Here is a 13,277-nt window from a genome sequence, read left to right as displayed (position 1 = left end):
AGTTTATTTGCATAAAAAATGCTAAACTATTACTGTAAAAAAATACACTACAATGAATGCAGCCAAAAGGGGTGTAGGAGATGATTAGTCAACTTTCATGGAAAGTTGGAGGCCAACAAGGTGAAGGAATTGAAAGTACAGGAGAAATCTTCTGTATTGCATTAAACCGATTAGGATATTACCTATACGGTTACCGCCACTTCTCATCACGTATTAAAGGCGGCCATACAAATAATAAAATTCGTGTAAGTACAACAGAAGTACGTGCGATCTCAGATGATTTAGATATTTTAATTGCTTTTGATCAAGAAACAATTGATTTTAACTTCCACGAACTACGTCCGGGCGGAATTGTAGTTGCGGATGCGAAATTTAATCCGACAATACCTGATAATACAGATGTAAATCTATATGTGATACCGTTTACAGATATCGCTTCAGAATTAGGCACATCTTTAATGAAAAACATGGTTGCTGTTGGGGCATCAAGTGCGGTATTAGGATTAGACGAAACAGCTTATTTAGAGGTTGTTGAAGAAATCTTTGGCCGTAAAGGAGAGCAAGTCGTTCAAAAGAATATGGAAGCAATTAAACGCGGCTCTCAATACATGAAAGAATTGCTTGGTGAGAAAGTAAACATGATGCAGCTTGAAAAAGCTGATGGTAAGAAACGCATGTTTATGATTGGAAACGACGCAATCGCATTTGGTGCGGTAGCTGGTGGTGCTCGCTTTATGTCTGCATATCCAATCACACCTGCATCTGAAATTATGGAATACTTAATTAAAAAGCTACCGAAAGTTGGCGGAACAGTAATCCAAACTGAGGATGAAATCGCAGCTTGTACAATGGCGATCGGTGCAAACTACGCTGGTGTTCGTACATTAACAGCATCTGCTGGTCCTGGTCTTTCTTTAATGATGGAAGCAATTGGTTTAGCAGGTATTACTGAAACACCACTAGTTATCATTGATACACAACGTGGTGGTCCAAGTACGGGCTTACCAACAAAACAAGAGCAGTCTGACTTAATGGCTATGATTTACGGAACGCATGGTGAAATTCCAAAAATCGTAATGGCGCCAAGTACAGTTGAAGAAGCTTTCTATGATATTGTAGAAGCGTTTAACTTAGCAGAAGAATATCAAGTGCCTGTTATCTTCTTAACAGATCTACAGCTTTCTTTAGGAAAGCAAACAGTAGAACCACTTAAGTTAGATAAAGTTGAAATTCGTCGTGGTAAGCTTGATTTAGAAGTAGAATTACCAGAACGTGAAAATAAAGCATATTTCAAGCGTTATGAAGTAACAGAAGATGGAATTTCACCACGTGTTTTACCTGGTATGAAAAATGGTATTCACCATGTTACAGGTGTAGAGCATGATGAAACGGGTAAACCATCTGAATCAGCGTTAAATCGTAAAGATCAAATGGACAAACGTTTCCGTAAAATGGCGAACTTGCAGTTTAATAACCCTATTTACAAAAATGCTAAGCATGATGACGCAGACGTATTGTTAGTTGGCTTTAACTCAACTCGTGGTGCGATCGAAGAGGCAATGCAGCGTTTGGAACAAGAAGGAATGAAAGTAAACCATGCCCATGTACGTTTAATTCATCCGTTCCCAACAGCTGAAATCGATCCACTTGTGAAAAAAGCGAGGCGTGTTGTAGTAGTAGAAAACAATGCAACTGGTCAGCTTGCTAACATTATGAAAATGAATCTTGGCAATGGTGAGAAAATTTCTAGTCTTTTAAAATACGATGGAAATCCATTCTTGCCGAAAGAGATTTACAACGAATGTAAAAAAGGGGTTGTATTAAATGGCAACATTTAAGGACTTTCGTAACAGTGTAAAACCAAACTGGTGCCCAGGTTGCGGAGACTTCTCGGTGCAGGCTGCGATTCAGCGTGCGGCAGCTAACGTTGGTTTAAATCCAGATGAGCTAGCTGTTATTTCTGGTATCGGCTGTTCCGGTCGTATTTCAGGGTATATTAATTCATATGGTTTGCATAGTATTCACGGACGTGCTCTTCCGATTGCACAAGGTGTGAAAATGGCAAATCGTGATTTAACAGTTATTGCATCCGGTGGTGACGGTGATGGTTTTGCGATTGGTATGGGACATACAATCCATTCTATTCGTCGTAACATTGATATTACGTACATCGTAATGGATAACCAAATTTACGGATTAACAAAAGGTCAAACTTCACCACGTAGTGAAGCTGGGTTTAAAACGAAAAGTACACCACAAGGTTCAATTGAACCATCACTAAATGTTATGGAAATGGCTTTAACAGCTGGTGCGACATTTGTGGCGCAAAGCTTTTCAAGTGATTTAAAAGAATTAACGCAAATTATTGAAGCTGGTATTAACCATAAAGGCTTTTCATTAATTAATGTATTTAGTCCATGTGTTACTTACAATAAAGTAAATACTTATGATTGGTTTAAAGAGAATTTAACGAAACTAAGTACAGTAGAAGGATATGATCCATCTAACCGCATGATGGCTATGCAAACATTAATGGAAAAGAACGGGTTAGTAACAGGTTTAATTTATCAAAATACAAAGCAGCCTTCTTACCAAGAGCTTGTAAAAGACTATAGTGAAAAGCCTTTAGTGCAGTCTGATTTGAATATGGATCAGAAAATGTTTGATGAGCTTGTTGCTGAATTTATGTAATGATCGGAGAGAAGGTTGCCACTTGGCAACCTTCTTTTTGAGTTAATAAAAATAAATAATAGATTTGTTTACTTAGAAAATTCAGAATGATAAAATGATATATAAATCGTTGTATAAAAATAGCATGTTCATTAACTGTGAAATGTAATATAGGATAAGGCTTCTTCTTTGTTTAAATTGGCGAAACGCTGCATACTATGGTAATGTGTATAGGGATAAAGCAATATGCTTTTGGGTAGGACAAGATGAAATAATAAAAAGGGAATGTCTATTTGTGTGGGGAAGACTTCATTCTTACGGATGATTAGATCGATTACTCAAGTTTCAAAGGGCAAGTTATCTCTCAAGCTATCTAACATCATTGAGATGGGTCTAAGCGCATTAAAATGGACTACAGAGTGTGTATAGTTAAGGGTGAAAGGAGATTACCGATGAACGAGCAACAACGATTAGCAAGTCGACAAGCAAATTCCTCTACGAAAAAAGAAGAGAAAGATTATAGTAAATACTTTGAAAGTGTATACCAACCACCTTCCTTGAAATTGGCGAAAAAGCGTGGGAAAGAAGAAGTTAAAATTGAACGAGATTTTGGCTTACCTGAAGAGTTCCGCAATTTTGGCGCAGGAAGAAAGTTTTACATTCGTACATATGGCTGTCAAATGAATGAACATGATACAGAAGTAATGGCTGGGATTTTTACAACACTTGGATATGAGCCAACCTTTTCAACTGAAGAGGCAGATGTGATTTTATTAAATACTTGTGCAATTCGTGAAAATGCTGAAAATAAAGTGTTCGGTGAACTTGGTCATTTAAAATCATTAAAGCGAAGAAATCCGGATCTTTTAATTGGTGTATGTGGTTGTATGTCACAAGAAGAATCTGTTGTAAATAAAATTATGCAAAAAAATCAGCATGTAGATATGGTGTTTGGTACACATAATATTCATAGATTACCGTATATCCTAAAGGACGCAATGTTCTCAAAAGAGACGGTAGTTGAAGTTTGGTCAAAAGAAGGGGATGTAATTGAAAACCTTCCGAAAGTACGTCGTGGTGATATTAAAGCTTGGGTAAATATTATGTATGGCTGTGATAAGTTCTGTACATATTGTATTGTACCGTATACACGCGGAAAAGAGCGTAGCAGACGTCCAGAAGATATTATTAAAGAAATTCGCCATTTAGCTGCGAACGGTTATAGAGAAATTACGTTACTTGGCCAAAACGTAAACGCATACGGTAAAGACTTTGAAGATATACAATATGGTCTTGGCGATTTAATGGATGAACTTCGTAAAATCGATATCGCACGTATTCGTTTTACAACAAGTCATCCACGTGATTTTGATGATCATTTAATTGATGTTCTTGGAAAAGGTGGTAACCTAGTAGAACATATCCACTTACCAGTTCAATCTGGTAGTACAGATATGCTTAAAATTATGGCGCGTAAATATTCGCGAGAACACTATTTAGAGCTTGTACGAAAAATTAAAGAAACAATTCCGAATGCAGTACTAACGACTGATATTATCGTTGGTTTCCCAAATGAAACGGACGAACAGTTTGAAGAGACGATGTCATTATATCGTGAAGTAGGATTTGATACGGCATTTACATTTATTTATTCCCCGCGCGAGGGTACACCAGCTGCAAAAATGCAGGATAATGTTCCGATGGAAGTGAAGAAAGAGCGATTACAACGCTTAAATACACTAGTGAATGAATATGCAGTTAATAAGAATAAGCGTTATATAGGACAAATTGTAGAAGTATTAGTTGATGGAGAAAGTAAGAATAACCCTGAAGTACTTGCGGGATACACACGTACGAATAAACTTGTAAACTTTGTTGCTTCAAAATCTTTAATTGGTCAACTTGTGAAAGTAAAAGTAACGGAAGCAAAAACTTGGTCTCTTAACGGGGAATTGGTTAAGGAACCGATTGAGGTGAAATAATAGATGAAAGTATATACAAAAGATGAAATTGTTGAGCAAGCGAAAGAATTAGCAAAAATGATCTCTGAAACAGAAGAAGTCGATTTCTTTAAGCGAGCAGAAGCACAAATTCATAAAAATGAAAATGTAAAGCGAGCAATTGATGAAATAAAAGCTTTGCAAAAACAAGCAGTAAACTTGCAACATTATGGGAAATGGGAAGCCTTGAAAAAAGTAGAAGCTGAAATTGATGCACTTCAAGATAAGTTAGATAATATCCCAGTTGTACAGGAGTTTAAATCGTCACAAACATATGTAAATGACTTATTACAGCTAGTTGCTAGTACCATTTCTAACAATGTAACAGATGAAATATTAGTTTCAACTGGCGGCGATGTGTTGAAGGGTGAAACTGGTGCAGCGGTAGAAAGTAAAAAAGGAAATTGTGGTTGTTAAAGAGATGTCTTATTGGCATCTCTTTTTTTTAATGAGTTATATCGTAAATTCTTCTCAAAAAAAGAATGACACATTCCGCTATTGTCACGCATATGATTAAGTGAATAGTGATTGAGGAGGGTTACGAATGTCCGAATTTAGAGAGATTATTACAAAAGCAGTGGTTGGAAAAGGACGTAAGTATACAAAGTCAACGCATACATGTGAATCGAATAATGAGCCAACAAGTATTTTAGGGTGCTGGGTAATTAACCATTCGTACGAAGCGAGAAAGAATGGGAAACATGTGGAAATTGAAGGTTTCTATGATGTAAACACTTGGTATTCATTTGATGGAAACACAAAGACTGAAGTTGTAACAGAACGTGTTAACTACACTGATGAAGTAAGCATTGGGTATCGTGATAAAAACTTCTCTGGTGACGATTTAGAAATTATCGCTCGTGTAATTCAGCCGCCAAATTGTTTAGAAGCTCTTGTATCGCCAAATGGTAATAAAATTGTTGTGACGGTAGAACGTGAATTTGTAACAGAAGTAGTTGGGGAAACGAAAATTTGTGTAAGTGTAAATCCTGAAGGTTGCGTAGAATCAGACGAGGATTTCCAAGTCGATGATGATGAGTTTGAAGAATTAGATCCGAACTTTATCGTCGATGCAGAAGAAGAGTAAGAGAAAGCTAGGGAGAAGTTCTTCCTAGCTTTTTACAGTACATAAGTGGTGCTGAATGAACATGATTCCTTATGAAATGTGCTATAATGAGGGAAGACTCCTGGAATAGGAGATATCGGTGTCCGTGAAGTGTGACATATATGAATATAGATTATTATGTAAGAATTATGGAGGAAAGACATGACGCAATATACGCCTATGATACAGCAATACTTAAAGGTTAAGGCAGACTATCAAGATGCCTTTTTATTTTTCCGATTAGGTGATTTTTATGAAATGTTCTTTGAAGATGCGGTTAAAGCAGCTCATGAACTTGAAATTACATTAACGAGCCGAGATGGTGGTAGTAGTGAACGTATACCGATGTGTGGTGTACCGCATCATGCAGCTAAAAATTATATTGAACAACTTGTTGAAAAAGGATATAAAGTAGCCGTTTGCGAGCAAGTGGAAGATCCAAAAACAGCTAAAGGTGTAGTACGTCGTGAAGTAGTACAATTAATTACGCCAGGAACGATGATGGAAGGGCGTACAATAGACGAGAAAGAGAATAACTTCTTAGCAGCATTAACACATTTTGAAGATGGATCTTATGCGTTAGCTTGTAATGACTTAACGACTGGACAAAATACAGTGACGTTATTAACAGGTTCGGTAGAAGACATTTTATTAGAAGTGTATGCGACTGGTTCAAAAGAAATTGTTGTAGATTCTACCTTTTCAAAAGATGAATTAAATAAATTAACTGAAACATTAAAAATGACGATTTCGTATGAAGATGCAACAACTATTCCAGAAGGATTAGAACATCTTGTGAAAAATGTTTCACAAGCAAAGTTAATTAAAGCAATTGGACGCTTATTTAACTATGTGATAAGAACACAAAAACGTTCGTTAGATCACTTACAACCAGTAGAAATTTATTACACGAACCAATTTATGAAAATTGATGTGCATTCAAAACGCAATTTAGAGTTAACAGAGACTCTTCGTACGAAGGAAAAGACAGGCTCATTATTATGGCTATTAGATAAAACAAAAACGGCTATGGGTGGGCGTATGTTAAAACAGTGGATGGAACGTCCACTTATCCAGAAAGAAAAAGTTGAAGAACGTTTAGAAATGGTTGAAATGTTTGTAAATGATTACTTCTTACGTGAAGATTTAAAAGAAAAATTAAAAGAAGTATATGATTTAGAGCGTTTAGCAGGGAAAGTTGCATTTGGTAATGTAAATGCACGGGACTTATTACAATTAAGACGTTCTTTACTTCAAGTACCAGCTATTTTAGAAGCGATTAGTCTTTTAGATAATGCTTATGCAGCAAGGTTAATCCAAGGTGCGGATCCATGTGAGAGCTTAACTGAATTACTAGGAAGAAGTATTCAAGAAAACCCACCGCTTTCTATTAAAGATGGAGATATTATTAAAGACGGTTATAATAACAAGCTTGATCAATATCGTTACGTTAGTAAAAACGGAAAAACGTGGATTGCTGAGCTTGAAAAACGAGAGCGTGATATTACAGGGGTTAAATCATTAAAAATTGGGTACAACCGTATTTTCGGCTACTACATTGAAGTGACGAAGGCGAATCTTGCAGCACTTCCAGAAGGGCGCTATGAGCGTAAACAAACACTTGCAAATGCAGAACGTTTCATAACAGATGAACTAAAAGAAAAAGAAACATTAATCTTAGAAGCAGAAGAGAAAATTGTACAATTAGAATACGATTTATTTACAGCACTTCGCGAAGAAGTAAAAGTATTCATACCGAAATTGCAACACTTAGCGAAAGTAATTAGTGAACTAGACGTACTGCAAAGCTTTGCGACAGTTAGTGAAGAAGAGCAGTTTGTAAAACCTGTTTTAACAACTAAGCGCGAAATCTTTATTAAAGATGGTCGTCATCCTGTCGTTGAAAAAGTATTGAACGGGAAATTGTATGTACCGAATGATTGTATTATGCCGGAGAAGATGGATGTCTTTTTAATTACAGGACCGAACATGTCTGGTAAAAGTACGTATATGAGACAATTAGCACTTGTTACTGTTATGTCACAAATTGGTTGCTTTGTACCAGCGACCGAAGCAGTATTACCTGTCTTCGATCAAATCTTTACGAGAATTGGTGCAGCAGATGATTTAATCTCAGGTCAAAGTACATTTATGGTTGAAATGTTAGAAGCGAAAAATGCAATTGCAAATGCATCAGAAAGAAGTTTAATTTTATTCGATGAAATAGGACGCGGTACATCTACGTACGATGGTATGGCACTTGCACAAGCAATCATTGAACATATTCATGACCAAATTGGTGCGAAAACATTATTCTCTACACATTATCATGAATTAACAGTGTTAGAAGAAAGTTTAGACCAGCTAAAGAATGTACATGTTTCAGCAATTGAAGAGAATGGAAAAGTAGTTTTCCTTCATAAAATTCAAGATGGAGCGGCTGATAAAAGTTACGGAATTCACGTTGCTCAACTTGCCGAGCTTCCAGATAGCTTAATCGCTCGCGCGAAAGAAGTGTTAGCGCAACTAGAGGGACAAGAAGAAATTATCATTCCGAAACGAGTAGAAGTGAAAGTGCAAGAAGTTGCTCCAGAACCAGTTGTTGTAAAAGAAGAATCGGCAAAAATAGAAGAAGAGAAAGAAGAAGAATCACAACTATCTTTCTTTGGAGGAGAACAGTCTTCGAAAAAACAAGACAAGCCTGTGCTCGATCAAAAAGAAACGGCAGTACTTGCACAAATTAAAAAGATTGATTTACTCGATATGACGCCTTTAGAAGCGATGAACGAACTGTATCGCCTGCAGAAAAAGTTAAAGAAAGGATGAGTAAGTAGATGGGGAAAATTCGCAAACTCGATGACCAACTCTCTAACTTAATTGCGGCAGGGGAAGTAGTAGAGCGCCCTGCCTCAGTCGTAAAAGAACTTGTGGAAAATTCTATCGATGCGAATAGTACATCTATTGAAATCCACTTAGAAGAAGCTGGTTTATCAAAAATTCGCATCATTGATAATGGAGATGGCATTGCCGAAGAAGATTGTATCGTTGCGTTTGAACGCCACGCAACGAGCAAAATTAAAGATGAAAACGATCTGTTCCGTATAAGAACGCTCGGATTCCGCGGTGAGGCATTGCCAAGTATTGCCTCAGTTAGTGAATTGGAATTAATCACTAGCACAGGTGATGCGCCTGGTACCCACCTTATTATTAAAGGTGGAGACATTATAAAACAAGAGAAAACGGCAAGCCGAAAAGGAACAGATATTACAGTACAAAACTTATTCTTTAATACACCAGCGCGCCTTAAATATATGAAAACTATTCATACAGAGCTTGGGAATATTACAGATATCGTGTATCGTATTGCAATGTCTCATCCAGAAGTATCGTTAAAACTGTTTCATAATGAAAAGAAATTGCTTCATACATCAGGAAACGGTGATGTAAGACAAGTACTTGCATCGATTTACAGCATTCAAGTTGCGAAGAAGCTTATTCCAATTGAAGCCGAATCTTTAGATTTCACAATTAAAGGGTATGTAACATTACCAGAAGTAACGAGAGCATCTCGAAATTATATGTCAACGATCGTGAATGGCCGTTACGTTCGAAATTTCGTATTAATGAAAGCCATTCAGCAAGGATACCATACATTATTGCCAATTGGACGATATCCAATCGGCTTCCTATCGATTGAAATGGATCCAATGCTTGTTGACGTTAACGTACATCCAGCAAAATTAGAAGTTCGTTTTAGTAAAGAACAAGAATTGCTAAAGCTTATCGAAGAAACATTGCAAGCGGCATTCAAAAAAATACAGCTCATTCCAGATGCAGGTGTAACAACGAAGAAAAAAGAAAAAGATGAAAGTGTGCAAGGGCAGTTCCATTTTGAGCATACAAAGCCGAAAGAATCACAGGTGCCAAACATTATTTTACCGACTGGCATGGATGAAAAACAAAAAGAAACAACGACTGTAAAACAGCCAGCACAACTGTGGCAACAGCCGAAGCAAGAATGGCAACCACCACAGTCGCTAGTAAGAGAAGAACAAAGTTGGCAGCCATCTACTAAACCGATAATCGAAGAACCAATTCGGGAAGAGAAATCATGGAACAGTAACGAAGAAGACTTTGAATTAGAGGAATTAGAAGAAGAAGTCGGGGAAATAAAAGAGATTGAAATGAACGGTAACGATTTACCACCGCTTTATCCAATTGGACAAATGCATGGAACATATATTTTCGCTCAAAATGATAACGGGTTATATATGATTGATCAACATGCAGCGCAGGAGCGCATCAATTATGAATATTTTCGTGATAAAGTGGGACGAGTTACGCAAGAAGTACAAGAGTTACTTGTACCGTACCGTATTGATTTATCTCTTACTGAATTTTTGCGTGTCGAAGAGCAATTAAAAGAATTAAAAAAAGTGGGACTATTTTTAGAGCAATTCGGCCATCAATCCTTTATCGTCCGCTCGCATCCAACATGGTTCCCAAAAGGTCAAGAAACAGAAATCATCGACGAAATGATGGAGCAAGTTGTCAAACTAAAAAAAGTAGATATTAAAAAACTACGAGAAGAAGCAGCTATCATGATGAGCTGTAAAGCTTCCATAAAAGCAAATCAATATTTAACGAATGATCAAATATTTGCTTTACTTGAAGAGCTGCGCACAACAACAAACCCATATACATGTCCACACGGAAGACCAATTCTTGTACATCATTCTACTTATGAATTGGAGAAGATGTTTAAGAGGGTTATGTAGGGATACTGTTCATAGAGAAAAAAGGGTTTCTTGTTATTTTAATAAAATATAGAGAGAAATAAAAAGGAGCGATAGTAACAAGTCGCTCCTTTTTAATATAATTCTTTTGTAACTATATATAAAAAATTTATTTATAAACTAGAAATAACCTATTTGTAATTTATATGTGCTTTCTCATTTTTTTGTAAGGAAAGAGGTTTTTAATTTACAGATTTATCAGAATTATGTAAAGTGTAGATAAAACTATAAAATGGGGTGTTCTTTATGTGTACTAGTTTGACATTACATACAAAAAATGGTCAGCATCTTTTTGCAAGAACGATGGACTTCACATTAGATATGAATCAAGAAGTAATAATCATTCCTCGACATTACCAGTGGAATAATATAACTGGTGAAACCATTAATACGAAACATGCTACGGTCGGAATGGGAATTAATCATCAAGGAAGGATCATTATGGCGGACGGAGTAAATGAAGCAGGTATGACATGTGCAACACTCTATTTTCCAGGATTCGCTACTTATAGTCAAAGCATAGATGACAACAATATGAATTTAGCTCCATTTGATTTTGTGACTTGGAGTCTTACGCAATTCAATTCTGTCAAAGAGTTAAAGAAATCTGTAGGTAGCCTTACCTTTTTGGATATACCATTACCGGATTTAGGACTTACGCCACCACTCCATTGGATTTTAGCGGATAAATGGGGAGATTGCATTGTACTGGAGCCGACAAATGAAGGATTAAAAATGTATGACAACCCACTAGGAGTGATGACGAATAGTCCGGAGTTTAATTGGCATTTACAAAATTTAAGACAATATATAGGACTTAAATCGCGGCCATTCGCGCCAACTGAGTGGAGTAACTTACCATTAAGTGCTTTTGGTCAGGGCTCAGGCTCAATGGGACTTCCAGGGGATTTCACCCCGCCATCAAGGTTTGTGCGGGCAGCATATGGCAAACAAAACATTCAAGGTATAGATAGTGAAGAAGAGGGAGTATCGGCCCTATTTCATATCTTATCAAATTGCGAGGTTCCTAAAGGCGGAGTAATAACAGAAGAAGGTACATTAGATAATACCATATATACAAGCGTAATGTGTATGGAGTCCGGAACATATTATTATCATACCTACGATTGTAGACAAATTATAGCCATTCATTTATTTCATGAAAATTTAGATACAGATGAGATTAAAGCCTATTCGTTCCAACGGAAACAAAAAATATTTTATGAAAACTAAGTAGCTTTGAAACAACGCTTAGTAAATTTTTAAATATATATAATAGAGTAATAATGACCTATAAAAAGTAGGAATCGGAAGGAATATAATTGATAATCTAATAAGTAACCCGAATAAATATCCCTTAAGAAAAAATAGATGCAAAATATTCAAGGTATTATATAAATTCAATACAACGACTTCTAGAAATGATAAAAAGGGAAGGGTATCAATGTACCTCATTCCATATGCTCTTTGTTACTTAATTGTTTATAGTCCGCTCCTGCATCGATAAAAAATGTTGAACCTCCCAGTGTAAATAAATTGCCTATATAATTCTTGGGTACTTCTTTAACTTTGTGATTCATCATAAATCTACTCCTTTCTCCAATGACTCCTACCAGTAAAATTCTGCTAGTAGGAGCATTTGTTAAGGAGAAGTGATGGTGAACTCTATCGCCTAATGTATTCGAATATTATTATCCTGATTATCTCTGAAAACGCTAAAGAACTTATTTTTTAATTAAACTAGCTTTTATTTCTTCTAGAAGGGCCATTAAAGTGCTATTATGCAAAGTAAACATGAGCGTACTCCATTTATAAATATAAGGTATGGAAAAAATCCATACCTTATATTTATAATTCAAGTTCTTCCATTATCTATGTATAAAAAAGCGCTGTATATCAGCACTTTTTAAAAGTACATGAGTTGTATAAGAGAGATTTATACATTACTAAAAACATAACTATGCAAGGTCTAATATAGATTCTTATTTGGCACATTGTTACAAGGATCTATACGATTATTTATTTTTATTATTATTAATTTTTTCAGTATATAAAACTTGCTCCTTATAATGCCTTTTAATTGGGAAGTTATGTGTACCTGTGCCGTTCTTGAATTTTTTATCAATGGGGTTCTTTAGAGGGACTGTTGTAGTTTCAGTAAATTCATATGGGTAATTTATTTTAGATTTATCTTCAAACATGAAAATGCCTCCTTTTTAGGATTTCCTGAATTCTTTACTATAACATGATATGCATATATATTTTTTTGGACTAGTTATTTATATAGGTTAATGGAATTTAATTACATAACTATTGAAATATTTTATAGGAAAACAATTCGAGAAAGATATTGTATGAAAAGCCGTTGACTAATATTGTTGTTTTTTAAGTTATTGTGATGTATCTGAAATTCTGAAGAGACGTGCCATATAGGTTCATCTAACAACTATTATATGAGGTTTTTTTGTTTGTCAGCGAATCAAACATTGCATATATATTCGTTATAGATTGTTTTTATAATACAATCCACATTGAATTTTCCTAATAAAATAATGTGGAATATTATAGTATTATTAGGTTATTAGGAACATTTAATGTTGTCTCACAACTGAAAGGGAATTGAAAAAGAACTGAAACTTTTCTCATAAAAATTCAATCTTACTTGAAAAATGAAAGGAAAATGAAATTTTCCAAAAGAAATTCTTT

Annotated in this window: 10 protein-coding genes; 8 read left to right on the top strand and 2 right to left on the bottom strand. The window is 35.6% G+C overall.

The annotated features are described in order from the left end of the window. Positions 1-80: 80 nt before the first annotated feature. The 8 genes from KPL75_RS05190 to KPL75_RS05155 all read left to right on the top strand — a co-directional run bounded on the left by KPL75_RS05190 (position 81) and on the right by KPL75_RS05155 (position 11,804). Complete coding sequence (locus KPL75_RS05190) at positions 81-1,838, top strand: 2-oxoacid:acceptor oxidoreductase subunit alpha (protein ID WP_219919662.1); 1,758 nt, start codon at positions 81-83, stop codon at positions 1,836-1,838. After that, positions 1,825-2,691 (top strand): 2-oxoacid:ferredoxin oxidoreductase subunit beta, encoded by an 867-nt coding sequence (locus tag KPL75_RS05185; RefSeq protein ID WP_002146134.1) that lies wholly within the window; start codon positions 1,825-1,827, stop codon positions 2,689-2,691. Before KPL75_RS05190 ends, KPL75_RS05185 begins: the two co-directional genes overlap by 14 nt. 431 nt (positions 2,692-3,122) lie before the next feature. Next, positions 3,123-4,652 (top strand): tRNA (N6-isopentenyl adenosine(37)-C2)-methylthiotransferase MiaB, encoded by a 1,530-nt coding sequence (gene miaB / locus KPL75_RS05180; protein WP_002146135.1) that lies wholly within the window; start codon positions 3,123-3,125, stop codon positions 4,650-4,652. 3 nt (positions 4,653-4,655) lie between these two features. After that, positions 4,656-5,087, top strand: coding sequence for a YlbF/YmcA family competence regulator (locus KPL75_RS05175; RefSeq protein ID WP_002033698.1), 432 nt, complete (start codon positions 4,656-4,658; stop codon positions 5,085-5,087). A 127-nt stretch (positions 5,088-5,214) separates the two neighbouring features. Continuing rightward, complete coding sequence (cotE, locus tag KPL75_RS05170) at positions 5,215-5,757, top strand: outer spore coat protein CotE (RefSeq protein WP_001288802.1); 543 nt, start codon at positions 5,215-5,217, stop codon at positions 5,755-5,757. 180 nt (positions 5,758-5,937) lie between these two features. Next, positions 5,938-8,601, top strand: a complete 2,664-nt coding sequence (mutS, locus tag KPL75_RS05165) for a DNA mismatch repair protein MutS (RefSeq protein WP_219919661.1) — start codon at positions 5,938-5,940, stop codon at positions 8,599-8,601. Between the two features lie 8 nt (positions 8,602-8,609). Further along, positions 8,610-10,553, top strand: coding sequence for a DNA mismatch repair endonuclease MutL (mutL, locus tag KPL75_RS05160; RefSeq protein WP_219919660.1), 1,944 nt, complete (start codon positions 8,610-8,612; stop codon positions 10,551-10,553). A 264-nt stretch (positions 10,554-10,817) separates the two neighbouring features. Further along, positions 10,818-11,804, top strand: coding sequence for a choloylglycine hydrolase family protein (locus KPL75_RS05155; protein ID WP_219919659.1), 987 nt, complete (start codon positions 10,818-10,820; stop codon positions 11,802-11,804). Between the two features lie 218 nt (positions 11,805-12,022). Here KPL75_RS05155 and KPL75_RS27380 read toward each other — a convergent pair whose 3' ends face one another. Both KPL75_RS27380 and KPL75_RS05150 read right to left on the bottom strand, forming a co-directional pair. Beyond that, positions 12,023-12,154, bottom strand: a complete 132-nt coding sequence (locus tag KPL75_RS27380) for a hypothetical protein (protein ID WP_016096267.1) — start codon at positions 12,152-12,154, stop codon at positions 12,023-12,025. 432 nt (positions 12,155-12,586) lie between these two features. Next, on the bottom strand, positions 12,587-12,772 hold the full coding sequence (locus KPL75_RS05150) for a hypothetical protein (RefSeq protein WP_002066770.1): 186 nt from the start codon (positions 12,770-12,772) through the stop codon (positions 12,587-12,589). Between the last annotated feature and the right edge of the window lie 505 nt (positions 12,773-13,277).

This window comes from Bacillus sp. NP247, assembly GCF_018966865.1.
Lineage (GTDB): Bacteria > Bacillota > Bacilli > Bacillales > Bacillaceae_G > Bacillus_A.
The sequence above is the reverse complement of the archived record's forward strand: the minus strand, read 5'-3'. Positions and strand labels throughout refer to the sequence as shown.